Consider the following 23,512-nt stretch of genomic DNA (forward strand, 5'->3'; position numbering starts at 1 on the left):
TCAGGGCGAGCGGCGGATGAGGAGCAGGGCGCGGTCGTCGTTGACGTCCTTGGCGACCTTTTCGATCAGGTGCCAGGCGGCGCCCTCCCAGCCGGCGGCGACGTAGCGGTCGGCTTCGCCGGTGAGCCGGTCCATGCCCTCGCTGATCTCGCGGTCGGCGGTCTCGACGAGGCCGTCGGTGAAGAGCATCAGGACGTCGCCGCGCCGCAGGTTGCCGCGGGCGGGTTCGAATTCGGCTCCGTCGTAGACGCCGAGGAGGGGGCCCTCGCCGGAGACCTCCTGCCAGCGGCCGGTGCCGGCGGAGAGCTGGAGGGCGGGGAGGTGTCCGGCGGAGAGGAGTTCGTAGTCGCCGGTCTCCAGGTCGAGGACGAGGTGGATGGAGGTGGCGAAGCCCTCGTCCCAGTCCTGGCGCAGGAGGTAGCCGTTGGCGGCGGGCAGGAAGCCGTGCGGGGGCAGGGCGCCGAGGAGGCCGCCGAAGGCGCCGGAGAGCAGCAGGGCGCGGGAGCCTGCTTCCATGCCCTTGCCGGAGACGTCGGTGAGGACGATCTCCAGGGTGCGGCCGCCGTTGGTGCGGGCGGCGACGACGAAGTCCCCGGAGAAGGACTGGCCGCCGGCGGGGCGCAGGGCCATCTCGCGGTGCCAGCCGCGCGGCAGGGCGGGCAGCTTGCTCTGGACCCGGATGCGTTCGCGCAGGTCGAAGAGCATGGTGCCGCCGCGCCGCCAGGGCACGCCGACGCGGCTGCGGAACTGGGCGATGACCAGTCCGAAGAACCCGCAGGCGGCCACCACGAGCACGGTGCCCGGGGTGACCCGGGCGGGTCCCTGGGTGTACGGGCCGAGGACCAGCGCCTCGACGATCAGGGCGGTCGCGGAGGCGGCGTAGAGGGCGAGCAGGCTCGCGGGCCGCAGCAGCAGTCCGCCGGCCACGATGGGCAGGACCAGGGCGGCCGGGGAGAACCAGACGGGCAGCAGCAGGGTTCCCCAGGCGAGCGCGGGGATGGTCAGGAGGAGGCCCGCGAAGGCCAGCCAGTCGGAGGCGTCGCCGCGGAAGTAGTCGACGGCTGATTTGCGCAGGGCGGTGCGGGCCCGGTGCGACAGCATGCGCGTCCGGGCCATGAGCGTCTCCACGCGTGCTCGGGCCATTGCTTCGGGACCTTATCCATCCCGGCTGTGTGTGCGCAGGGGTACCCCCGGACCGCGGGCCCGGGCAGGGGGTCGAAAACATTTCGACCGGGGCGGATTGCCCTGGTAGGGATGGGGCCATGGCTCTTGATACGCGGGTTTTGCAGGGTGATGAGTGGGATGTCTGGTACGACCAGCTGGAACTGGCGTTCGGTGGCGTGCCCGAGTCTCCGGAGGAGCGGCAGCTCTACCGCTCCCTGACGGAGCTGGAGCGTTCGCTGGGGGTCTGGGACGGGGAGACCTGCGTCGGCACGGCCGGCGCCTTCAGCTTCCGGCTCTCCGTCCCCGGCGCGGCGGTGGTCCCGGCGGCCGGCGTGACGATGGTGAGCGTGGCCCCCACGCACCGCAGGCGCGGGGTGCTCACCTCGATGATGCGCCGCCAGTTGGACGACATCCGGGCGGGTGGTGAGTCCCTCGCCGTGCTGACGGCCTCCGAGCCGGAGATCTACGGCCGCTTCGGCTACGGCACCGGCGCCTATGCCCTGTCCGTGGACATCGACACCACCCGCGTACGGCTCTCCGTGCCGCCGGGGACGGACGAGGTGCGGCTGCGCCTGGCCGACCTGGAGAAGTCCCTCGCGGACTGCGAGCGGGTCTACGCGGCGCTGGTCCCGGCCCGGCCGGGGATGCCGGCCCGCCGGCCCGGGTGGGAGCGGCAGGGCCTGCTGGATCCGGAGTCGGGGCGGTCGGGGGCCTCGCCGCTGAAGTGTGTGGTGGCCGAGGGGCCGGACGGGGAGGTCGTCGGCTACGCCCGCTACCGGGTCAAGCCGGACTGGGAGCGGAGCGGCTCGGACGGCAAGGTGCAGGTGTCGGAGCTGGACGCGCTGCACCCGGCGGCGTACGCGGCGCTGTGGCGCTACGTCTTCGGGATCGACCTGACCTGGCACGTGCAGGCGTACGGGCGGCCGGTGGACGATCCGCTGCTGCACCTGGCCAGTGACGTCCGCCGGGTGCGGCCGCGACACCGGGACGCGCTGCACGTACGGCTGGTGGATCTGCCGGCGGCGCTGTCGGCGCGGTCCTACGGGGCGCCGCTGGACGTGGTCCTGGAGGTCGAGGACGCCTTCTGCCCGTGGAACGCGGGCCGGTGGCGGCTCACGGCCGGGGCCGACGGGGCCGTGCGGTGCGAGCGGACCGGGGACGCGGCGGAGCTGGAGCTGTCGGTGCGGGAGCTGGGCTCGGCGTACCTGGGCGGGGTCACCCTGACCTCCCTGGCGACGGCGGGCCGGGTGCGCGAGCTGCGCCCGGGCGCGCTGCGGGAGGCCTCGCGGGCCTTCGCCGGGGACGTGGCGCCCTGGCTTCCGCACGGGTTCTAGCCGCCCCGGACGGCCGCGGGGCCGAAGGCCTCCGACCTGGGCGAGGCCGGTCGGCGCCGCCGCCGGTGGGGTGGCGGTCCCTGGTTCCGCGCGGCTAGCGCCGCTGGCAGGTGGGGCACCAGAAGAGGTTGCGGGCGGCGAGGTCGGCGGTGCGGATCTCGCCCCCGCAGAGGTGGCAGGGCATGTTCGCCCGGCGGTAGACGTACACCTCGCCGCCGTGGTCGTCGACCCTCGGGGGGCGGCCCATGGCCTCGGGGAGGTGCTCGTCGCGGACGGTGTCGATGCGGTTGTGGCGGACGCCCTCGCGCATGAGGGCCGCCAGGTCGGCCCACATGGCGTCCCATTCGGCGCGGGTGAGGTCCTTGCCCTGCCGGTAGGGGTCGATGCCGTGCCGGAAGAGGACCTCGGCGCGGTAGACGTTGCCGATGCCCGCGACGACCTTCTGGTCCATGAGCAGGGCGGCGACGGTGGTGCGGGAGCGGGAGATCCGCTTCCAGGCGCGGTCCGGGTCGTCGGCGGGGCGCAGCGGGTCGGGGCCGAGGCGGTCGTGCACGGCCTTCTTCTCGCCCTCGCCGATCAGCGCGCAGGCGGTGGGGCCGCGCAGGTCGGCGTAGTGCTCGTCGCTCAGCAGGCGCAGCCGGACGGTGTCGGTGGCCGGCGGGGCGGGGGCGGGGCCGAAGCCGAGCTTGCCGAAGAGGCCGAGGTGGATGTGGATCCAGGCGTCGCCGAGCTCCAGGAAGAGGTGCTTGCCGTGGGCCTCGGCGCTCTCCAGCGTGCGGCCGTCGAGCAGGGCGGCGCTCTCGGTGAAGCGGCCCTGGGGGCTGCTGACGCGTACGGGCCGCCCGGCGAACCGCTCGGTGTGGTCCTGGGCGAGGCGGTGGATCGTATGCCCCTCGGGCACGGCGGCGCTCCTGTGTGCGGTCATGACGGTGCCGCCGGACTTCCGTCCGGCGGCACGGGTGTCCTACTGGTCCTGCGGGTGGTGGGCCGGGATCGGGGGGAGCTCGCCGGTCCGCTCGTACGCCGACAGCATGTCGATGCGGCGGGTGTGGCGCTCCTCGTTCGAGTACGGGGTGCTCAGGAAGGCCTCGACGAAGGAGACGACCTCGTCCTGGGTGTGCATCCGGCCGCCGACGGAGATGACGTTGGCGTTGTTGTGCTCGCGGCCCAGCTCGGCGGTCTGGACGCTCCACGCCAGGACGGCGCGGATGCCCTTCACCTTGTTGGCGGCGATCTGCTCGCCGTTGCCGGAGCCGCCGATCACGATGCCGAGGCTGTCGGCGTCCGCGGCGGTCTTCTCCGCGGCGCGCAGGCAGAACGGCGGGTAGTCGTCCACCGCGTCGTAGATGTGGGGCCCGCAGTCGACGGGCTCGTGGCCGTTGTTCTTGAGCCAGTCCACCAGGTGGTTCTTGAGCTCAAAGCCGGCATGGTCGGATCCGAGGTACACGCGCATGCCACGAGTGTGTCACGAGCGCGCCCGGCGGCCCGCAGGGGGTGTCGCGTAAATCACTTCTAAACCTCAAGTAAAGCCCAAGAACCCAGACGGGACGGGTCGGGACCTTGGTCCCGGACTTTGAGCCCTGGGCAACCATCGGAATTAGGTCTTCCGTACTGGCCGGAAGTCGGGTTTGAATGCCGGGGCTCGTAACCCGAGAAACCCTAAGGAATCGTCCATGAGCTCCACGACGACCCTTCAGAAGGCAGGCGACCCCACCGGTGACTCCGGTTCCGCCCAGCCCTCCGACGGTCTGAAGGCCGGTCTCAAGAACCGCCACCTGTCCATGATCGCCATTGGCGGCGTCATCGGCGCCGGCCTCTTCGTCGGTTCCGGCGGCGGCATCGCCAAGGCCGGCCCCGCCATCCTCCTGTCGTACCTCCTCGTCGGCGCCATGGTCGTCTTCGTGATGCGGATGCTGGGCGAGATGGCCGCCGCGAGCCCGAACTCGGGTTCCTTCTCCGCCTACGCCGACCGGGCGCTGGGCCGCTGGGCCGGTTTCTCCATCGGCTGGCTGTACTGGTTCTTCTGGGTCGTCGTGCTGGCCGTGGAGGCCACCGCCGGCGCGAAGATCCTCGAGGGCTGGATCCCGGCCGTCCCGCAGTGGGGCTGGGCACTGATCGTCATGGTCGTGCTGACCGTCACCAACCTCGGCTCGGTCGCCTCGTACGGCGAGTTCGAGTTCTGGTTCGCGGGCATCAAGGTCGTCGCCATCGGCGGCTTCGTGATCGTCGGCATGCTCGCCGTCTTCGGCGTGCTGCCGGGCTCGGACAACCCGGGCGCGGGCTTCGCGCACCTCACGGACACCGGCGGGTTCATGCCGGGCGGGTGGGGCTCGGTCCTCACCGGTGTGCTGATGGTCGTCTTCTCCTTCATGGGCAGCGAGATCGTCACCCTGGCCGCCGGCGAGTCCGAGGACCCGCGCCGCGCCGTCACCAAGGCGACCAACTCGGTGATCTGGCGCATCGGCGTCTTCTACTTGGGCTCGATCTTCATCGTGCTCACGCTGCTGCCGTGGAACGACAAGTCGATCGTCGACAAGGGCTCGTACGTCGCCGCCCTCGACTCGATCGGCATCGCGCACGCCGGCCAGATCATGAACGTGATCGTCCTGACGGCCGTGCTGTCCTGCCTGAACTCGGGCCTGTACACGGCCTCGCGCATGGCCTTCTCGCTGGGCGAGCGCGGTGACGCGCCGAAGGCCTTCGCCAAGGTCTCCAAGAAGGGCGTCCCGGCGGTCGCGATCCTGGGCTCCGTGGTCTTCGGCTTCGCCGCCGTCTACTTCAACTACGCCTTCCCGGACACGATCTTCAGCTTCCTGCTGAACTCCTCGGGTGCCATCGCGCTCTTCGTGTGGCTGGTGATCTGCTTCACCCAGCTGCGGATGCGCGGGATCCTGATGCGCGAGGCGCCGGAGAAGGTCACCGTGAAGATGTGGCTCTTCCCGTACCTGACCTGGGCCACCGCCGCGATGATCACCTTCGTCCTGGGCTACATGGTCTACGACAAGGACAACCGCGAGACGGTGCTCCTCTCCCTGCTGGTCGCGGCCGTCGTGCTCGTGATCGGCGTGGTCCGCGACCGGCTGCGTCGCCGGGCCGCCGCCACTGCCGCCGCGTAGCGGCCGCACGAACGACAGCGGCCCCGGACCACTCCGTCGTGGTCCGGGGCCGCTGTTCGTGCGTGGTCAGCCGCGGTGGCCCGCCAGCTGCCAGGCTGCGGGCAGCAGGCCCATCGCCAGGGCGGCCTTGAGGGCGTCGCCGATGAGGAACGGGACGAGTCCGGCGGCGACGGCCGCGCCGAGCGACATCCCGGTGACGGCCATCAGGTACGGCACGCCCACCGCGTAGATCACCGCGGAGCCGAGCACCATCGTGCCCGCCGTACGCAGGACCGAGCGGTCGGCGCCGCGCCGCGCGAGGGCGCCGACGAGGCCGGCCGCGAGCAGCATGCCGAGCACGTAGCCGAAGGAGGCGCCGCCCGCGCCCGAGGTGCCGCCCGCGAACCAGGGCAGGCCGGCCGCGCCGGCCAGCGCGTACAGGGCGAGCGCGAGGAAGCCGCGCCGGGCGCCGAGGGCGGTGCCCACCAGCAGGGCCGCGAAGGTCTGGCCGGTGACCGGGACGGGCGAGCCCGGGACCGGTACGGCGATCTGCGCGGCGAGGCCGGTGAGCGCGGCGCCGCCCGCGACGAGGGTGATGTCGCGGACCCGGCTCGCGGGCAGCAGGTCGGCGAGGACGGCGCCGGGCCGGAGGGAGACGGAAGCAGTGCTCATCGGGGGCTCCGCGAGGTGGTGATCGACAGGACACCGCGAGGCTAGTGCGCGCCGCCGCGCCGACCCACCGTCGGCCGGGACAAAGCCCGACTGCCCGGTTTGGTGGGGACCGGACAAAGGTCTGGACTTACACCCGAGTTGACGTGATCCGTATCACGGCCCATCTTCTACGACACGCCCTTTTTGCTCCTGCGGTCGTCCTCCAGTGAGACTGTAGGTTCCCGCCAATCCCTTGTGCAGCCCCCAGCGCCGCTTGGCCGACCGAGAGTACGAGCACCCCTCATGCGCGACCGCCTGCCCGATCCACCCTCCCTCGACTCCGCCCTCCCGCCGGAGCCCCTGAGCCACGGCCTCAAGCAGCGCCACCTGACCATGCTCGGCCTCGGCGGCGTGATCGGCGCCGGGCTCTTCGTCGGCTCCGGCGCGGGCATCGGCATCGCCGGTCCGGCGATCATCTGCTCGTACCTGCTCGCGGGCGTGCTCGCGATGCTCGTGATGCGCGCGCTGGGCGAGATGTCGGCGGCGATGCCCGCCTCCGGTTCGTTCTCCGTGTACGCGGAGAAGGCACTGGGGCGCTGGGCCGGTTTCTCGGCGGGCTGGCTGTACTGGTTCCTGCTGGTCGTGGTGCTGGCCGTGGAGGCGACCGGCGCCGCGAAGATCGCGAACGGCTGGGTGCCCTCGGTCGACCAGTGGGTGTGGGTGCTCCTGTTCATGGTGGTCTTCACCGTGAGCAACCTGGCCGCCGTGAAGAACTTCGGCGAGTTCGAGTTCTGGTTCGCCGCCCTCAAGGTCGGCGCGATCGTGCTGTTCCTGATCCTGGGCACGCTGGCGGTCTTCGGCCTGCTGCCCGACACCCATCCGGTCGGCATGGCCAACCTCACCGGCCACGGGGGCTTCTTCCCCCAGGGCTTCGGCGGGGTGGTCGCCGGCATGCTCGCCGTCGTCTTCGCCTTCGGCGGCCTGGAGGTCGTCACCATCGCGGCCGCCGAGTCGGACGACCCGGCCCGCTCGGTGGCCCGCGCGGTGCGCAGCGCGGTGTGGCGCATCCTCTTCTTCTACGTCGGCTCGATGCTGGTCATCGTGACCCTGCTGCCGTGGGACTCGCTGGAGCCGGGGCAGAGCCCGTACGTGGCGGTCCTCGACTCCATCGGGATCCCGGCGGCCGGTCAGATCATGAACATCGTGGTGTTCGTGGCGCTGCTGTCGGCGCTGAACGCGAACCTCTACGGTTCCTCGCGCATGGTGTTCTCGCTGGCCGAGCGGGGCGAGGCGCCGAAGTCGCTGCTGAAGGTCTCGGGCGGCGGGGTGCCGCGGCGGGCGGTGTTCGCCTCGGTGGCCTTCGGCTTCGTGTCGGTGGTGCTGAACCTGCTGTGGCCGGACACGGTATTCCTCTACATGCTCAACGCGGTCGGCGCGGTGCTGCTGTTCGTGTGGGCGCTGATCGCGGTCTCGCAGCTGCGGCTGCGGCGGATCCTGGAGCGGGACATGCCGGAGCGCCTGACGCTGCGGATGTGGCTGTTCCCGTACCTGACGTGGGCCGCGCTGCTGGGGATGGCGGCGGTGCTGGTGCTGATGCTGTTCGACGACTCCGCGCGGCCGCAGCTGCTGTGGTCCTCCGGGGCGGCGGCGGCGGTCCTGCTGGTGGCGTGGATCCGGGAGGTCCGGGCCCGCCGGGCCTGAGGCCTCCGAGCCCACTGCCTGCTGTCTCCCGCTGCCCACTGTCCGGATATTGGACACGGAATGTTCGATAACCGGACGGTGGGCAGTATGGCTCCATGAGCCAGAGCACCATCACACCCCCCGAACAGCAGCACGGCACGGCGGCGCCGGCCGGCGGCGGGTCCCCCCTCGGCAGCGGCCTCAAGCAGCGCCACCTCTCGATGATCGCCCTCGGCGGGGTCATCGGCGCCGGCCTCTTCGTCGGCTCGGGAGCGGGCATCGCGGCCGCGGGTCCCTCGATCGTGCTCGCGTACGCCGCCTCCGGGCTGCTGGTGATGTTCGTGATGCGGATGCTCGGCGAGATGTCCGCCGCCAACCCCGCCTCCGGCTCCTTCTCCGTGCACGCCGACCGGGCCATCGGCCCCTGGGCCGGCTTCACCGCGGGCTGGATGTTCTGGACCCTGCTGTGCGTGGGCGTGGCCATCGAGGCGATCGGCGCGGCGCACATCATGACGGGCTGGTTCCCGGGCACCCCCTCGTGGATGTGGGTGCTGGCCTTCATGGCGCTGTTCTGCGGCAGCAACCTGGCCGCCGTCTCCCACTTCGGGGAGTTCGAGTTCTGGTTCGCCGCCCTCAAGATCGGCGCCATCGCGCTCTTCCTGGGCCTGGGCGTCCTCGCCGTCCTCGGCCTGCTGCCCGGCACCTCCTCCCCCGGCGCCGCGAACCTGGCGCACGACGGCGGCTTCCTGCCCAACGGGGTCGACGGCCTGCTGGTCGGCCTGCTCGCCTCGGTCGTCGCGTACGGCGGCCTGGAGACGGTGACGATCGCCGCCGCCGAGTCCGACGACCCGGTCAAGGGCGTGGCCAAGGCCGTGCGGGCCACCATGTGGCGGATCGCGATCGTCTACGTCGGCTCGATGCTGGTCATCGTCACCCTGCTGCCCTGGAACGACCCGGCCGTCACCGCGCAGGGCCCGTACGCGGCGACCCTCGACCACCTGGGCATCCCGGCCGCCGGCCAGATCATGAACGTGGTCATCCTGATCGCCCTGCTGTCCGCGATGAACGCCAACATCTACGGCTCCTCGCGCATGGCCTACTCCCTGGTCTCCCGGGGGCAGGGCCCCAAGGCGCTGGGCAAGGTCAGCGGCCGGGTGCCGCGCCGGGCCGTCCTGGCCTCCTCGGGCTTCGGGTTCGTCACCGTGCTGCTGTCGTACTGGTACCCGGACACCCTCTTCGCCTGGCTGCTGAACATGGTCGGCGGGGTCATCCTCATCGTCTGGGGCTTCATCGCGGTCTCCCAGTTCGTGCTGCGCCGGCGCCTGGAGCGCGAGGCCCCCGAGAAACTGGTCGTGAAGATGTGGGGCTTCCCGTACCTGACCTGGGTGGCGCTGGCCGGCGTCGCCGGGGTGCTGGTGCTGATGGCCGCGGACGAGGACACCCGGGTCCAGGTCGTCTTCACCGGCGGGCTGACCCTGGCCCTCGCCGTGACCGGGTACGTCATGCAGCGCCGGGCGGCGGCGGCCACCGAAAGCTCCCGTTCGCTGTAACACCCCACGGCGAACGGAACGTCAGAGGCCGGGCCCATGCGAGCGCATGGGCCCGGCCTCGGGCGTTTCCGGGGTGCCTCCAGGAGAGGTGACCCTTACTCGAACACAGGAATAGATGCTGCTAGCGTGCAGTTGCGCATTAATTGCAATAAGCGATTGGCACGCCGAGGGGACCGGACACACGCATGGCCATCTACACGCTTCCTGAGCTTCCGTACGACTACGCGGCGCTGGAGCCGGTGATCAACCCGCAGATCATCGAGCTGCACCACGACAAGCACCACGCGGCCTACGTCGCGGGCGCCAACACCACGCTGGAGCAGCTGGCGGAGGCGCGCGACAAGGAGAACTGGGGCGCGCTCAACGGCCTCGAGAAGAACCTCGCGTTCCACCTCTCCGGCCACATCCTGCACAGCATCTACTGGCACAACATGGCCAGCCCGAAGACCGGTGAGGGCGGCGGGATCCCGGACGAGAAGGACGGCCTGGGCGAGCTCCCGGCCGCGATCACCGAGTCCTTCGGCTCCTTCGCCGCCTTCAAGAAGCAGCTGACCTTCGCGTCCTCCGCCACGCAGGGCTCCGGCTGGGGCGTGCTCGCGTACGAGCCCATCAGCGGCCGTCTGATCGTCGAGCAGGTCTACGACCACCAGGGCAACGTGGGCCAGGCCTCGGTGCCGGTCCTCGTCTTCGACGCCTGGGAGCACGCCTTCTACCTCCAGTACAAGAACCAGAAGGTGGACTTCATCGAGGCCATGTGGAACGTCGTCAACTGGCAGGACGTGGCCAGGCGCTACGCCGACGCCAAGGCGAACACCCCGCTGCTGATCCCCGCCAAGGGCTGACCGGCACCGCCGAGCTGTCCGCCTCGTGATCGTCTTCTCAACCTTCACCGGCGGGCATTTCCACCGCAGGGCCCCCGCGAGGACGTGACTCGCGGGGGCCCTGCGCGTTGTCGTCCGGTATCGAGGGTTACTCGAAGCTGGGGCCCTTGTCGCGGGTCCGCTTGATCTCGAAGAAGCCCGGGGTGGAGGCGACGAGCAGGGTGCCGTCCCAGAGCCTGGCGGCGTCCTCACCGCGGGGGGTCGGGGTGACGACCGGGCCGAAGAAGGCCACGTCCTCGCCGTTCGAACCGGGCACGGAGATGACCGGGGTGCCGACCTCCTGGCCGACCCGCTCGATGCCGTCGTTGTGGGAGGCGCGCAGCTCCGCGTCGAAGGTGTCGGTGGTGCCGTACTTGGCGAGCTCCACCGGCAGGCCGACCTCGGCCAGGGCCTCTTCGATGACCTCGCGGGTGTTGCCGCGGCCCTCGTTGTGGATGCGGGTGCCGAGCGCGGTGTACAGCTTGCCGGTGATCTCCTTGCCGAACTTCTGCTCGGCGGCGGTGACCACGCGGACCGGGATCCAGGCCTCGGGCCCGAGCAGCTTGCGGTAGGACTCCGGCAGCTCGTCGAGCTTGTTCTCGTTGAGCACGCCCAGGCTCATCACGTGCCAGCGGACCTCGATGTCGCGGAGCTTCTCGACCTCCAGGACCCAACGGGACGTCATCCACGCCCAGGGGCAGAGCGGGTCGAACCAGAAGTCGACCGGGGTCTTCTCGCGCGCCTGCGTGTCGGCCATGTCTCTCCTCGTATCAGCTAAGGCGTTGCTCATCACATCCCCATCGCCAACCGGTCCGGGGCCGCGCGCATTCCCCCATGGGAAGATTCGAGCCGAAAACGCGATCACGCACGAAGGAGTGCACGTGCCCGGTGAGAACCTTTCCCGCGACGAGGCCCACGAGAGGGCCGAACTGCTGTCCGTCGACGGGTACGAGGTGGTCCTCGACCTGAGGTCCGCGGTGGAGGAGGCCGAACCGGCCGAGGGCCCCCGGACCTTCCGCTCGGTCACCACCCTGCGCTTCCGGGCCGCCGTCCCCGGCGCCTCCTCCTTCGCCGACCTGATCGCGCCCTCCGTGAACTCGGTCACGCTCAACGGCCGCGCGCTGGACCCGGCCGAGGTCTTCGACGGGTCGCGGATCGCCCTGGACGGCCTCGCCGCCGAGAACGTCCTCGTGGTCGACGCGAACTGCGCGTACAGCCGGACCGGCGAGGGCATGCACCGCTTCGTCGACCCGGAGGACGGCGAGGTCTACCTCTACACCCAGTACGAGCCGGCGGACGCCCGGCGGGTGTACGCGAACTTCGAGCAGCCCGACCTGAAGGCCCCCTACCGCTTCGAGGTGACCGCACCCGAGGGCTGGCAGGTGTGGAGCAACGGCGTGGAGGAGTCCCGCGAGGGGCTGACCCGGCGCTTCGCCGAGACCGCGCCCATCTCCACGTACATCACCTGCGTGGTGGCGGGTCCGTACCACTACGTGACGGACACCTACACGCGCGGGGACCTGACGATCCCGCTGGGTGCGATGTGCCGCAAGGGGCTGGCGAAGCACTTCGACGCGGACGACGTCTTCCTCATCACCAAGCAGGGCTTCGACCTCTTCCACGAGATCTTCGACTACCCGTACCCCTTCGGGAAGTACGACCAGGCCTTCGTGCCGGAGTACAACCTGGGCGCGATGGAGAACCCGGGGATGGTGACCTTCAAGGAGGAGTACATCTTCCGCGGGAAGGTCACTCAGGCCTCGTACGAGCGGCGTTCGAACACCATCCTGCACGAGATGGCGCACATGTGGTTCGGCGACCTGGTCACCATGAAGTGGTGGGACGACCTGTGGCTGAAGGAGTCCTTCGCGGACTTCATGGGCTCCTTCGGCCTGGTGGAGGCCACCCGCTTCGACCAGGCGTGGGTCAGCTTCGCCAACAGCCGCAAGGCGTGGGCCTACCGGGCCGACCAGCTGCCCTCCACGCACCCGGTCACGGCCGACATCCGCGACCTGGAGGCCGCGAAGCTGAACTTCGACGGGATCACGTACGCCAAGGGCGCGGCCGTGCTCAAGCAGCTCGTCGCGTACGTGGGGCGGGAGGCGTTCCTGGAGGGCGCGCGGCGCTACTTCAAGGCGCACGCCTACGGGAACACCACCCTCGACGACCTGCTGTCGGTGCTCGGCGAGGTATCCGGGCGGGACATGGCCGAATGGTCGCGGGCCTGGCTGCAGACGGCGGGCGTGAACGCGCTGACGCCGGCGGTGACGTACGACGCCGACGGGCGCGTGACGGAGCTGGCGGTCCTCCAGGAGGGTGACGAGCTGCGGCCGCACCGGGTCGCGGTCGGCCTGTACCGGCTGGAGGCCGACGGCGCCCTGGTCCGCTACGCGCGGGCCGAGGCGGACGTGGCGGGCGCGCGGACCGTGGTCGCCGAGCTGGCGGGGGCCGAGCGGCCCGCGCTGGTCCTGGTCAACGACGAGGACCTCACGTACTGCAAGATCCGCTTCGACGAGGGCTCCCTGGAGACCCTGCGCGGCCACCTGGGCGGTCTGACGGACCCGCTGGCCCGGGCCCTGTGCTGGTCGGCCCTGTGGAACCTGACGCGGGACGCCCTGATGCCGGCCCGGGACTTCCTGTCGCTGTTCCTGGCCCACGCGGGCCGGGAGAGCGACGTCGGCGTGCTCCAGATGCTGCACGCGCAGGCGCTGACCGCGGTCACCCGCTACGCGGCGCCCGAGCGGCGCGAGGCGAGCGGACGGGAGCTGGCGGCGGGCGCCCTGCGCGAGCTGCGGGTGGCCGAGCCGGGCTCGGAGAGCCAGCTGACCTGGGCCCGTTTCCTCGCCGCGAGCGCCTCCTCGGAGGGTGACTTCCAGCTGCTGCTGGGCCTGCTGGAAGGTTCGGCGCGGATCGACGGCCTGGACGTCGACCAGGAGCTGCGCTGGGACTTCCTGCTGCCGCTGGTGGCGCACGGGGCCGCGGACGAGGACGCGATCGGCGCCGAACTGGCGCGCGACGACACGGCGTCGGGCAAGCGGCACCAGGTGCGCTGCCTGGCGGCGCGGCCGTCGGCGGCGGTCAAGGACCAGGCGTGGGCGGCGGTGGTCGCGTCGGACACCCTGTCGAACGCGCTGGTCGAGGCCACCATCGACGGGATGCAGCAGCCCTCACAGCGGGAGCTGCTGGCGGCGTACGCCGGACGCTACTTCGAGGTGATCGAGGGGATCTGGGCGGACCGGTCGATCCAGATCGGGATCGACGTGGTGAAGGGCATGTACCCCTCGCTCCAGGACTCCCCGGCCACGCTGGAGGCCACGGACGCCTGGCTCGCCGCCCGCCCGGACGCGGCTCCGGCCCTGCGCCGCCTGGTCCTGGAGTCCCGCGACGACCTGGCCCGCGCCCTGCGCGCCCAGGCCCGCGACGCCTCCTGACCCACCCGGGTCCGTACCGACGGCGGGGCTGGACGCGGTCCAGCCCCGCCGTCGTACGAGAGGCCCGGCCGGCCCCCGGCAAGGGCACTCCATCGGCAGTCGAACGCCCGTACTTTAGCCCCAGCTTGTCCGCATTTGTCGACGAGCTTGTAACAGGCGTTAGCAAGGCCATGGCCTGAGGGAATCACCGCGTCATGAACCAGAACGCACCCCTCCCCCTCGCCCACCTCACCGCCAGCCGCCCCCGCGTGCTGACCGTCGCCCAGCTCCGCGAGCACGGCGTCAGCGCCTCCGAGGCCGCCGGGCGGCCCTGGCAGCAGGTGCTGCCCGGGGTGTTCCTGCTCCACACCGGACCCGCGACCAGCGAGGAGCGGCTGCACGCCGCCCTGCTGTACGCCGGCCGGCGCGGCGCCGGCGAGGTCATGATCACCGGGCTGGCCGCGCTCGCGCTCTACCGGTTCTCCGCCGCCCCCGCCCTGCTCGCGCTCTCGCACATCGACGTGCTCGTCCCGAACACCCGTCGGCTGCGCTCCACCGGCGACGTGCGCATCGTCCGCGCCCACACCCCGCCCCGCCCCCTCGAGGTGACCGGGCTGCCCGTGGCCCCGGTGGCCCGCACCGTCGCCGACGCCGTGGCCCAGCTCTCCGACGCCGGGACGGTGCGCCGCATCCTCAGCGAGGCCGTCCGCGCCGGGCACTGCGAACCGGCCGCCGTCGTACGGGAGCTGACCGTGGCCCGGCTGCTGAACCGGCCGCACGTCGTCGACGCCGTCGAGGCCCTGCTCGCCGAGGGCCGGGCCATCGCGGAGGACCGGCTGTACCAGCTCGTACGGGGCTACGAGCTCCCCGAGCCCGTCTGGAACGTCGACCTGCGGCTGCCCGGCGGCCCACACCTGGGCGGGGTGGACGCGTACTGGCCCGAGCAGGCCGTCGCCGTCGAGATCGACACCCGGGCCCCCCGCCAGGGCGAGGACGAGGACTGGTCGGAGGCCGTCCGCAAGCGCGAGACGCTGGAGCGCCTCGGGGTGACCGTCCTGCACCTGACCCCCCGCAAGCTGCGCGACTGGCCCGAGCAGCAGGCCGCGGTCGTCCGGACCGCCCTGACGGCTTCCGTCGACCGCGAGCCCGCCGCCTACCTGGTCGTACTGCCCAGGTGACCCCCGGGCGACAGCGGCGGACTGGCCGGGGAGTACTCCGGAGCACTCCAGCGCAACCGCCCCGGATGCACGCCCTCCACCGCCGACTCCACGGTGAACCGCACCCACCGCTCCCCGTCCGCCCCGAACTCGGTCCGGGCCCGGCCGCTCAGCTGGAGCACCGCCCCGCTCTCCCAGTCCGGGAAGAGAAGCCCGGCCCGTTCGTCGGCGGCCAGGTTGCCGAGCGTCAGGAACATCGCGTTGCCCGCGTAGTCCGGCCAGAGCAGCTCGGTCGGCGAGAGCACCTCCACGAAGCCGGGCAGCCCGCCGCGGTGGCTGGCGTCGACGCCGTCCGCCTCCGCCGTGGTGGCGACGAAGAAGGTGTCGGCGGCGCGTACGGCCAGTTCCTGGCCGGGGGTGAGCCCGTGCCCGCGCCGTACGACGCCGGCCCCCTCGGGCAGCAGCTCCAGGGGCTGCCGCTTCTGCAGGTACTTGGGGCAGTTGGCGAAGACCTGTTCGGCCCGGACCGCGAATCCGCGACCGGTCGGCTCCAGGGTCCCGTTCAGCCGCATCCTGCGCCGGGTGCGCGGGTCGAGCGCGATGGTGCCGACCGGGGTCCCGGCCGCGGCCAGCGCGCCGGCGAGCGGATCGCCCTCCGGCAGTCCCCCGGCGACCGTGATCCGGTCCGGCCCGGTGGCCCGTACGAAGCCGGGCGGCCCGGTGAGCAGGGAGGCCCACATCCGCCCCGAGGCGTCGGCCGCGCCGACGACCAGGTGGGGCTGGAGGCCGAGGAAGGCCGCCGCGACGTCCTTGATCTGGGTACCGATCGAGCGGCCGACGTGGCCGGCGAGCTCGCGCACCCCGACCCGGTCCTGCACGGCCAGCGGGCCCGCGTGGTAGGCGCGGGGCACGAGTACCCCGTTCATTAGAAGAACCCGCAGGTCGGCGCGGACTCGGTGGGCGCGGGAGCCCCTTCGACGCCGGTCGGGACGGAGATCTCCAGGCGGGTCCCGTCCGGGTCGTGGAAGAAGATCCCGCCCGAGGCGGCGCCCTCGCCGTGGGCGACGACCCCCTCGTAGGCGAACTCCACGCCCAGGTCGCGCAGCCGCGCCTCGTACGCCCGGACCTCCTCGACGGCGCCCGCGGAGAGCGCCAGGTGGTGCAGTCCGGCCGAGGCGGGGACGTACGCGCCCGTCGCCTGCTGCCAGAGGGTGAGCACGAGCTCGCCGTCCTGGCCGAGGAAGGCGAAGCGGCGGTCCTCCTCCTTGCCCTCGCCCAGCACCTCGAAGCCGAGGGCGTCGCGGTAGAAGGCGAGCGAGCGCTCCAGGTCGGTGACGTTGAGGCCCACGTGCCCGGTGCGGAGCTTGCTGATGACGGTCGTCATGACGGGTTCCCTTCCCCGGAGGATTCCTTGCGTTCTAACCTTCTAAATCGAGATTAAGGGTTAGGCGCGAGGTCGTCAACCGCTCACGTAACCTTGAGGGGTTAGCGAACCGAGGAGACGGACATGACGGCGGCGGATCCACGACCCCTGACCGGGGAGCCGGTCTCGCTCGACCTGCTGAACACGCGCTGGATGCAGGACGGCGAACTGGTGGACCTCTTCGCCGGGGCCTTCGGGCTGACCCGGGTGGAGGGGCTCGCCCTGTGGCTGGGGAGCGCGGGCCTGGACGGCCGCTTCCGCGCCGACGCCGCGACCCTCGTCCACCTGCTGACCGCGCGGGAGTCCCTGGCGCGCGCCGTCGCCGACCCGGCCGACGCGAGCGCCCGCTCCCTGGTGGACGCCGTCCTGGAGCACGGCCGGATCCGGGCCACGCTCACCGCCGAAGGGCCCGGCGAGCGCGCCGAGTTCGCCGATCCCGCCTGGGGGCCGGCCTGGACGGCCGCCCGCGACTACCTCGGACTGCTGGGCGCGGCGCCCGACCGGATCCGCAAGTGCGCCTCCGAGACCTGCGTCCTGCGCTTCTACGACACCTCGCGCAACGGCACCCGGCGCTGGTGCTCGATGGCCGTCTGCGGCAACCGCGCCAAGGCCTCCCGGCACTACGCGCGCACGCGCGAGCGCTGAACGGTCGGAATCTGTCACACCGGGCGTGAGACGGACACCCGCTCCGCCTCCGAGTTGAGGCCGTTAAGTCGACAAGTCGACTCGCTACGCACCGCGATCTGCCCCGTCCTGCCCCGGGATGTTCCCACTGACGCATACCCCGACCTGGCGGGAATCCGCCATGTCAGGTCTCGGTCAATGACAACCCTCCCCAAACAGCTGTCACTTCGGCAAAGCTGACCGGTCATCCGGCACCGAATTCCGGACCGTATCTTTCACTTAGCCAGGGATGCTGATGACCCTCGACTCCCCCAGCTCCACCACCGGGGCGATACCCGGCGCCCGGCGCGCCGCCCGCGTCGCCGCGGCCGCGGGCCTGGTGGCCGCCCTCTGCGCCACCGGCGCCATGCCCGCCTTCGCGGCGGACGGCACCACCGCGCCCGCCACCCCGCCGGTCAAGTCGGCGGACCAGAAGCTCGGTTCGGCCGACGCCGAACTGCTCCAGGAGGCCAAGGCCAAGGGTGACGCGACCGTCACCGTCATGGTCGCGACCGCCCCCGGGCAGACCAAGCAGGTCGCCGACCAGCTCGTCGCCGTCCAGGGCGCCTCGGTGGGCCAGACGTACGACAAGCTCGGCTACGTCCGCGCCACCCTGCCGACCGACAAGGCCGAGGCCGCGCTGAAGTCGGCCGTCAAGCTCGACTCCGTGCACGGCATCGACCTGCGGCACGAGATCCAGCTGCCGGACCCGCGCCCCGACGCCCACCGCGAGGGCGGCACGGCCAAGAAGACCGCGGTCGAGACGTACGCGGCGCCGGACAAGAACACCCCGGCGAAGAACCCGTACAACCCGTCCTTCGAGACCGGCTCGGTCGACTTCGTCAAGAAGAACCCGAAGGCCGACGGCCGCGGCGTGACCATCGGCATCATGGACTCGGGCGTCGACGTCAGCCACCCCGCGCTGCAGAAGACCACCACCGGCGAGCGCAAGATCGTCGACTGGGTCACCGCGACCGACCCGATCACGGACAACGACGCGACCTGGCGCCCCCAGGTCACGCCCGTCACCTCCGCGGGCGGTTCCTTCACCGCCGGCGGCGCGAGCTGGAAGGCGCCCGAGGGCACCTACCAGTGGAGCCGCTTCACCGAGGCGATCACCGCCACCGGTGACATGAAGGGCGACGTCAACCGCGACGGCGACACCACCGACCGGTTCGGCCTGCTGTACGACCCGGTCGCCGGAACCGTCCGCGTCGACACCGACCAGGACAACGACTTCACGAACAACGAGCCGATGAAGCCGTACAAGGACGGCTACCAGATCGGCTGGTTCGGCACGGACAACCCGGCGACCGACGTCGCCGAGCGCATCCCGTTCGTGATCGAGATCCGCAAGGACGTCCCGATGGACCCGCTGGGCGGGGACTGGGTCGGCAAGAAGGTCGACTTCGTCAACGTCGGCATCATCGAGTCCGAGCACGGCACCCACGTCGCGGGCATCACCGCCGCCAACGGCCTCTTCGGCGGCCAGATGAACGGCCAGGCCCCGGGCGCCAAGCTGGTCTCCTCGCGCGCCTGCTCCTGGTCCGGCGGCTGCACCAACGTCGCGCTGACCGAGGGCATGATCGACCTCGTCGTCAACCGCGGCGTCGACATCGTCAACATGTCGATCGGCGGCCTGCCGGCGCTCAACGACGGCAACAACGCCCGCTCGGAGCTCTACAAGAACCTCATCGACACCTACGGTGTCCAGCTCGTCATCTCGGCGGGCAACGAGGGACCGGGCGTCAACACCATCGGCGACCCCGGCCTGGCCGACAAGGTCATCTCGGTGGGCGCGGCGGTCTCCAAGGACACCTGGGCCGCCAACTACGGCTCCGGCGTGAGCAAGAAGTACAACATGTTCCCGTTCTCCTCGCGCGGTCCGCGTGAGGACGGCGGCTTCACGCCGACCATCACCGCCCCCGGCGCGGCCATCAACACCATCCAGACCTGGCTGCCCGGCGCCCCCGTGAAGGAGGCCGGCTACACCCTGCCGGCCGGTTACGGCATGCTCCAGGGCACCTCGATGTCCTCGCCGCAGGCCGCGGGCGCGAGCGCGCTGCTCATCTCCGCCGCCAAGCAGAAGAACATCGCGCTGAAGCCGGCGGAGCTGCGCGTCGCGCTCACCAGCTCGGCGAAGAAGATCGACGACGTTCCGGCCCACGCACAGGGTGCCGGTCTGCTCAACGTCCCCGCCGCCTGGGAGGCCGTCCAGCGCGGCGCCAAGGCGGAGGAGTTCACCGTCAAGGCGCCGGTCGACACCGCGATCGACCAGTTCCTGAAGACCCCGGGCTTCGGCACCGGCGTCTACGACCGTGAGGGCGGCCTGAAGGTCGGCCAGAAGAAGGTCTACGACGTCGTCGTCACCCGCACCACCGGCGTCAAGTACGGCACCCGCCACAACCTGAGCTGGCGCAACAGCGACGGCTCCTTCAAGGTGGTCGGCGGCTACGACTACGTCACCCTGCCGCTGAACAAGCCCGTCACGATCAAGGTCGAGGCCAACGTCAAGTCGGCCGGCGTCCACAGCGGCATCCTGCAGCTCGACGACCCGACCACCGAGGGCATCGACAAGCAGATCCTGTCCACGGTCGTCGCCGCCACCCCGCTGGCGAAGCCGTCGTTCAAGCTGTCGGACACCTCCTCCGTCCAGCGCAACAGCCACAAGTCGTACTTCGTGACCGTCCCGCAGGGCGCGAAGACCCTCGAGGTCGCCCTCGGCGGTCTGAAGCCGGGCAGCCAGACGCGCTTCATCTCGATCCACCCGTACGGTGTGGGCGTCGAGGACAGCGCGACGACCCAGTGCTACCCGAACTACGACAACCCGGCGAACACCTGCCGCCCCGACCTGCGCTCGTACGCCGAGCCCACCCCGGGCGTCTGGGAGATCGAGGTCGAGTCGCGCCGTACGTCGCCGCTGCTCGACAACCCGTTCAAGCTCGACATCTCGGTCCTCGGCGCGGGCTTCGACCCGGCCGTCAAGGTCCTCCCCGAGGTCAAGCAGGGCACCCCGGCCCCGGTCCAGTGGACCATCAAGAACGAGGCCGCGGCCATCTCCGGCGGCAAGCTCCAGGGCGGCCCGCTCGGCAGCGCGAAGGTCGCCAAGCCGACCATCGCCGCCGGTGAGACCCACACCAGCGAGGTCACGATCGGCGAGGGCGTCTCCCGCCTCGACGTCGCGATCGGCAAGGTCTCCGACACGGGCGCCGACCTCGACCTCGAGGTCTACAAGGACGGCGTCAAGGTCGGCTCCTCCGCCGACGGCGACTCCGACGAGGCCGTGAGCCTGGCCAAGCCGGCCGCCGGCACCTACACCGTCAAGGTGATCGGCTACGCCGTCCCGTCCGGCTCCACCACGTACGACTACCGCGACGTGTACTTCTCGGCCGCCCTGGGCTCCGTCCAGGTCGACGAGGCCGCCGCGGTGAACCTCGCCACCGGCGCCTCGGCGCAGGTCAAGGCGAACGTCCTGGTCACCAGCGCGGCCCCCGAGGGCCGTCAGTTCTTCGGCCAGGTCCAGCTGCTCAACGCCCGCGGCACCGCCGCCGGCACCGGCAGCGTGCAGATCGAGAAGGTCCTGCCGTAGCGCGGGCCTAGCGTGAGACGGAAGGGGCGGTGCTCTCGCGAGCACCGCCCCTTCTGCTTTCCCCCCCGCCCCCCTCGGGCTACGGGCCTACTTCCCCAGCGACCGCAGGGACTCGGCGTAGGTGCCCACCGCGTGGGCGATCACGTCCAGGTTGGTGTCGAAGGCCTTGAGGTCGAGGTTCTTCAGGGTGTCCCCGGCGCCGTGGTAGTTCGGGTCGTACGGGGCGCCGGCCGTCCCGCCGTAGCGCTTGGCCTGCTCGGCGGTCTTGATGCCCTCGGCGCCCGTGAAGGTGCCGCCGGCCGGGATGCCGTTCGCGATGAACGGGCCGTAGTCGGAGCGGCCGTCGAAGTCGCTGCCCTCGTGCGGCTTGCCCTTCTTGTCGAGGAAGCCGTTGATCAGTGCCTCGATCTGCGCCGAGCCGGCCGGGCCCGCGCCCTCACCCGTCTTGTCGGAGTCGTCGCCGTCGTAGACGAACTGCGCCGGGTTCGGCGAGGCGATCATGTCGAAGTTCAGGTAGAGCGCGATGTCCTTCTTCTGCTGCTCGGACAGCTGCGCGACGTAGTGCTCGGAGCCCAGCAGGCCCAGCTCCTCCGCCGACCACCAGGCGAAGCGCACCTTGTTGGCGGGCTGCTTGCCCTTGCCCTTCTTGTTCGCGCCCTCCTCCGCGAGCTTGAGGGCCACCTCCAGCAGACCGGCCGATCCGGAGCCGTTGTCGTTGATGCCGGGGCCCTCCGGGACCGAGTCCAGGTGGGAGCCGACGGTCACCACGCGGTCGGCGCGGCCGCCGCGCGTCTCGGCGATCACGTTGCGGGTGGTCTTCTTCACGTGCTCCTGGTCCAGGTCGAGGCGCACCTTCACCTCGCCCTTGGCGGCGGCCGCGGTCAGCGCCTCGCCGTCGGCCAGGGTGATGCCGGCGCTCGGGATGACCCCCTCGGCCGGGGAGGAGAACCCGCCGCGGACCGGGGTGGTGCCGCTGTGGTTGTAGACGATCACGCCGAGCGCGCCGGCCGCCGCGGCGGCCTTCTGCTTCTCCACGAAGGTGCAGGCACCCCGCTTGACCAGGGCGATCTTCCCGGCGAAGGCCCCGGCCGGGTAGTCGTCGGCGGTGCAGCCGGGGGTCTCGTCGACCCGGGCGAGGGCGAGGGGGGCGACGAGCCCGCCCGCCGGGGTGGACTTGGTGAAGGTGAAGGCGGCGGTGGCCAGCTCGCGCGGCTGGTCACCGAGGACGGTGGTCTTCTCCGTCTTCGTGTGCGCCTCGTAGATGTCGAAGTCCTGGTACGAGACCTCGTAGCCGGCCTTCTTCAGGGTGTCGTGGACGTAGGCCGCGGAGGCGGCGTGGCCCGGGGTGCCGGCGGCGCGGTTGCCGCCGTTGGCGTCGGCGATCTGCTGGAACTTCGCCAGGTGGCGGTAGGCGCCGCGCGCGGTGACCTCCTCGACCAGCTCCTTGGCGAGCCGGCCCTCGCGCTGGTCGTGCCCGTGGGCCGAGGCCGGGGTGGCGGCGATCAGGACGGGCGCGGCGACGGCGGCGGCCGCGAGGGCGGCGAGGGCCGGTATGGACCGGCGGCGGTGGCGGATGTCCCGCACGGTGGTTCTCCCCGAGGTAGGCGTTCGAAGGCTGGTACGCCGAGTCCGGATAGCGGGCACGGCAGAACGGACGCTAACCGGCCGTGACCAGGCAAAAGGGGACTTCAGGGGCCCTGCAACACGCCCGTCACGGACTCGTCACGGGGGTTCATGCGCAGGACACCGTCCGTACCTCGGACAATGGATTGGACAAGCCTCGTGGGGTCGAACGCATGATGGCTTCACGCGCGCCCGCGTCGTACGTACCAAAGGAGTCACCGTGAGGGTCGGAATCGTCGGAGCCACCGGACAGGTCGGCGGAGTCATGCGCGGCATCCTCGCCGAGCGGAAGTTCCCGGTGGCGGAGCTGCGACTGTTCGCCTCGGCCCGTTCCGCGGGCTCGACCGTGGCCTGGGAGGGCCAGGAGATCACCATCGAGGACGCCTCCACGGCGGACTTCTCCGGCCTGGACATCGTGCTGTTCTCGGCCGGCGGCGCCACCTCCCGGGCCCTCGCCGAGAAGGTCGCCTCCCAGGGCGCCGTCGTGATCGACAACTCCTCCGCCTGGCGCGGCGACCCGGAGGTCCCGCTCGTGGTCTCCGAGGTGAACCCGCACGCGATCAAGAACCGCCCCAAGGGCATCATCGCGAACCCGAACTGCACCACCATGGCCGCGATGCCGGTGCTGCGCCCGCTGCACGACGAGGCCGGCCTGACCGCGCTGGTCGCCACCACCTACCAGGCCGTCTCCGGCTCGGGCCTGGCCGGCGTGGCCGAGCTCAAGGGCCAGGCCTGCGCCGTCTCCGAGGCCGCGGACCAGCTGACCTTCGACGGCGGCGCCGTGGAGTTCCCGGAGCCCGCCGTCTACAAGCGTCCGATCGCCTACAACGTGGTCCCGCTCGCGGGCAACCTGGTCGACGACGGCTCCTTCGAGACCGACGAGGAGCAGAAGCTCCGCAACGAGTCCCGCAAGATCCTGGAGATCCCGGAGCTCAAGGTCTCCGGCACCTGCGTGCGCGTCCCCGTCTTCTCGGGCCACTCGCTCCAGGTCAACGCCCGGTTCGCGAACCCGATCAGCGTCGAGCGCGCCTACGAGCTGCTGAAGGACGCCCCCGGCGTCGAGCTGTCCGAGATCCCGACGCCCCTCCAGGCGGCCGGCAAGGACTCCTCGTACGTGGGCCGCATCCGCGTGGACGAGACCGTCGAGAACGGTCTCGCGCTCTTCCTGTCCAACGACAACCTGCGCAAGGGCGCGGCGCTGAACGCCGTGCAGATCGCGGAGCTCGTGGCCGAGGAACTGCGCCAGGGCTGATCCCGGGCGCCGGTCGCCGGGCGTGCGGGGGGCGGGTGCCGTACGGCGCCCGCCCCCTCCC

General features: G+C 71.4%; 18 protein-coding genes. 10 read left to right on the forward strand and 8 right to left on the reverse strand.

From position 1 onward, the window contains the following. Positions 1 to 1,143: a PP2C family protein-serine/threonine phosphatase gene (locus tag OOK31_RS30725; RefSeq protein ID WP_267090642.1), complete on the reverse strand. Its 1,143-nt coding sequence runs from the start codon at positions 1,141 to 1,143 to the stop codon at positions 1 to 3. A gap of 119 nt (positions 1,144 to 1,262) precedes the next feature. Here OOK31_RS30725 and OOK31_RS30730 point away from each other — a divergent pair, with 119 nt between their 5' ends. Continuing rightward, positions 1,263 to 2,498 (forward strand): GNAT family N-acetyltransferase, encoded by a 1,236-nt coding sequence (locus OOK31_RS30730; protein ID WP_267090643.1) that lies wholly within the window; start codon positions 1,263 to 1,265, stop codon positions 2,496 to 2,498. Between the two features lie 94 nt (positions 2,499 to 2,592). Here the strand turns inward: OOK31_RS30730 and OOK31_RS30735 are convergent, their stop codons facing one another. Together OOK31_RS30735 and OOK31_RS30740 are read right to left on the reverse strand one after the other, a co-directional pair. Then, positions 2,593 to 3,399, reverse strand: a complete 807-nt coding sequence (locus tag OOK31_RS30735; RefSeq protein WP_267090644.1) for an Fpg/Nei family DNA glycosylase — start codon at positions 3,397 to 3,399, stop codon at positions 2,593 to 2,595. Positions 3,400 to 3,462: 63 nt separating this feature from the next. After that, entirely contained in the window at positions 3,463 to 3,951 is a 489-nt protein-coding gene (locus tag OOK31_RS30740; RefSeq protein WP_267090645.1) for a ribose-5-phosphate isomerase, read from the reverse strand. Positions 3,952 to 4,171: 220 nt separating this feature from the next. Between OOK31_RS30740 and OOK31_RS30745 the strand changes: the two genes are divergently transcribed. Then, complete coding sequence (locus tag OOK31_RS30745; RefSeq protein WP_267090646.1) at positions 4,172 to 5,614, forward strand: amino acid permease; 1,443 nt, start codon at positions 4,172 to 4,174, stop codon at positions 5,612 to 5,614. A gap of 66 nt (positions 5,615 to 5,680) precedes the next feature. On the opposite strand, the gene OOK31_RS30750 is transcribed toward OOK31_RS30745, so the two are convergent. After that, complete coding sequence (locus OOK31_RS30750) at positions 5,681 to 6,265, reverse strand: biotin transporter BioY (RefSeq protein WP_267090647.1); 585 nt, start codon at positions 6,263 to 6,265, stop codon at positions 5,681 to 5,683. Positions 6,266 to 6,547: 282 nt separating this feature from the next. Here OOK31_RS30750 and OOK31_RS30755 point away from each other — a divergent pair, with 282 nt between their 5' ends. The 3 genes from OOK31_RS30755 (at position 6,548) to OOK31_RS30765 (ending at position 10,316) form a co-directional block, all read left to right on the forward strand. Continuing rightward, complete coding sequence (locus tag OOK31_RS30755; protein ID WP_267090648.1) at positions 6,548 to 7,945, forward strand: amino acid permease; 1,398 nt, start codon at positions 6,548 to 6,550, stop codon at positions 7,943 to 7,945. 95 nt (positions 7,946 to 8,040) lie between these two features. Further along, entirely contained in the window at positions 8,041 to 9,474 is a 1,434-nt protein-coding gene (locus OOK31_RS30760; RefSeq protein ID WP_267090649.1) for an amino acid permease, read from the forward strand. Positions 9,475 to 9,659: 185 nt separating this feature from the next. Next, a complete protein-coding gene (locus OOK31_RS30765) occupies positions 9,660 to 10,316 on the forward strand; it encodes a superoxide dismutase (protein ID WP_267090650.1) in 657 nt (218 codons plus the stop codon). 127 nt (positions 10,317 to 10,443) lie between these two features. Here the strand turns inward: OOK31_RS30765 and OOK31_RS30770 are convergent, their stop codons facing one another. Beyond that, positions 10,444 to 11,091 carry a DsbA family protein gene (locus tag OOK31_RS30770; RefSeq protein WP_267090651.1) on the reverse strand — a complete coding sequence of 216 codons (648 nt, stop codon included), beginning with the start codon at positions 11,089 to 11,091 and terminating at the stop codon, positions 10,444 to 10,446. Positions 11,092 to 11,215: 124 nt separating this feature from the next. Between OOK31_RS30770 and pepN the strand changes: the two genes are divergently transcribed. Next, complete coding sequence (gene pepN, locus OOK31_RS30775) at positions 11,216 to 13,765, forward strand: aminopeptidase N (protein ID WP_267090652.1); 2,550 nt, start codon at positions 11,216 to 11,218, stop codon at positions 13,763 to 13,765. 194 nt (positions 13,766 to 13,959) lie between these two features. Beyond that, positions 13,960 to 14,922: a hypothetical protein gene (locus OOK31_RS30780; protein WP_267090653.1), complete on the forward strand. Its 963-nt coding sequence runs from the start codon at positions 13,960 to 13,962 to the stop codon at positions 14,920 to 14,922. Here OOK31_RS30780 and OOK31_RS30785 read toward each other — a convergent pair. Together OOK31_RS30785 and OOK31_RS30790 are read right to left on the reverse strand one after the other, a co-directional pair. Next, complete coding sequence (locus OOK31_RS30785) at positions 14,898 to 15,827, reverse strand: pyridoxamine 5'-phosphate oxidase family protein (protein WP_267090654.1); 930 nt, start codon at positions 15,825 to 15,827, stop codon at positions 14,898 to 14,900. The two genes, OOK31_RS30780 and OOK31_RS30785, sit on opposite strands and share 25 nt — an antisense overlap. Next, positions 15,827 to 16,285, reverse strand: coding sequence for a VOC family protein (locus OOK31_RS30790; RefSeq protein WP_267090655.1), 459 nt, complete (start codon positions 16,283 to 16,285; stop codon positions 15,827 to 15,829). Before OOK31_RS30790 ends, OOK31_RS30785 begins: the two co-directional genes overlap by 1 nt. A gap of 123 nt (positions 16,286 to 16,408) precedes the next feature. On the opposite strand from OOK31_RS30790, the gene OOK31_RS30795 reads away from it, so the two are divergent. Together OOK31_RS30795 and OOK31_RS30800 are read left to right on the forward strand one after the other, a co-directional pair. Next, a complete protein-coding gene (locus OOK31_RS30795) occupies positions 16,409 to 16,969 on the forward strand; it encodes a CGNR zinc finger domain-containing protein (RefSeq protein WP_267090656.1) in 561 nt (186 codons plus the stop codon). Between the two features lie 274 nt (positions 16,970 to 17,243). Beyond that, complete coding sequence (locus tag OOK31_RS30800) at positions 17,244 to 20,576, forward strand: S8 family serine peptidase (protein WP_267090657.1); 3,333 nt, start codon at positions 17,244 to 17,246, stop codon at positions 20,574 to 20,576. A gap of 87 nt (positions 20,577 to 20,663) precedes the next feature. On the opposite strand, the gene OOK31_RS30805 is transcribed toward OOK31_RS30800, so the two are convergent. After that, positions 20,664 to 22,160: a M28 family metallopeptidase gene (locus OOK31_RS30805; RefSeq protein ID WP_267090658.1), complete on the reverse strand. Its 1,497-nt coding sequence runs from the start codon at positions 22,158 to 22,160 to the stop codon at positions 20,664 to 20,666. 259 nt (positions 22,161 to 22,419) lie between these two features. On the opposite strand from OOK31_RS30805, the gene OOK31_RS30810 reads away from it, so the two are divergent. Next, positions 22,420 to 23,451 carry an aspartate-semialdehyde dehydrogenase gene (locus OOK31_RS30810; protein ID WP_267090659.1) on the forward strand — a complete coding sequence of 344 codons (1,032 nt, stop codon included), beginning with the start codon at positions 22,420 to 22,422 and terminating at the stop codon, positions 23,449 to 23,451. Positions 23,452 to 23,512 lie beyond the last annotated feature (61 nt).

Source organism: Streptomyces sp. NBC_00249 (assembly GCF_026342355.1).
Classification (GTDB): domain Bacteria; phylum Actinomycetota; class Actinomycetes; order Streptomycetales; family Streptomycetaceae; genus Streptomyces.

Coding starts and splice junctions, on each gene's coding strand:
- OOK31_RS30765 (WP_267090650.1), top strand. CDS start 9,660: ATGGCCATCTACACGCTTCCTGAGCTTCCGTACGACTACGCGGCGCTG.
- OOK31_RS30750 (WP_267090647.1), bottom strand. CDS start 6,265: ATGAGCACTGCTTCCGTCTCCCTCCGGCCCGGCGCCGTCCTCGCCGAC.
- OOK31_RS30760 (WP_267090649.1), top strand. CDS start 8,041: ATGAGCCAGAGCACCATCACACCCCCCGAACAGCAGCACGGCACGGCG.
- OOK31_RS30785 (WP_267090654.1), bottom strand. CDS start 15,827: ATGAACGGGGTACTCGTGCCCCGCGCCTACCACGCGGGCCCGCTGGCC.
- OOK31_RS30800 (WP_267090657.1), top strand. CDS start 17,244: ATGACCCTCGACTCCCCCAGCTCCACCACCGGGGCGATACCCGGCGCC.
- OOK31_RS30730 (WP_267090643.1), top strand. CDS start 1,263: ATGGCTCTTGATACGCGGGTTTTGCAGGGTGATGAGTGGGATGTCTGG.
- OOK31_RS30725 (WP_267090642.1), bottom strand. CDS start 1,143: ATGGCCCGAGCACGCGTGGAGACGCTCATGGCCCGGACGCGCATGCTG.
- OOK31_RS30795 (WP_267090656.1), top strand. CDS start 16,409: ATGACGGCGGCGGATCCACGACCCCTGACCGGGGAGCCGGTCTCGCTC.
- OOK31_RS30745 (WP_267090646.1), top strand. CDS start 4,172: ATGAGCTCCACGACGACCCTTCAGAAGGCAGGCGACCCCACCGGTGAC.
- OOK31_RS30780 (WP_267090653.1), top strand. CDS start 13,960: ATGAACCAGAACGCACCCCTCCCCCTCGCCCACCTCACCGCCAGCCGC.
- OOK31_RS30755 (WP_267090648.1), top strand. CDS start 6,548: ATGCGCGACCGCCTGCCCGATCCACCCTCCCTCGACTCCGCCCTCCCG.
- OOK31_RS30770 (WP_267090651.1), bottom strand. CDS start 11,091: ATGGCCGACACGCAGGCGCGCGAGAAGACCCCGGTCGACTTCTGGTTC.
- OOK31_RS30790 (WP_267090655.1), bottom strand. CDS start 16,285: ATGACGACCGTCATCAGCAAGCTCCGCACCGGGCACGTGGGCCTCAAC.
- OOK31_RS30740 (WP_267090645.1), bottom strand. CDS start 3,951: ATGCGCGTGTACCTCGGATCCGACCATGCCGGCTTTGAGCTCAAGAAC.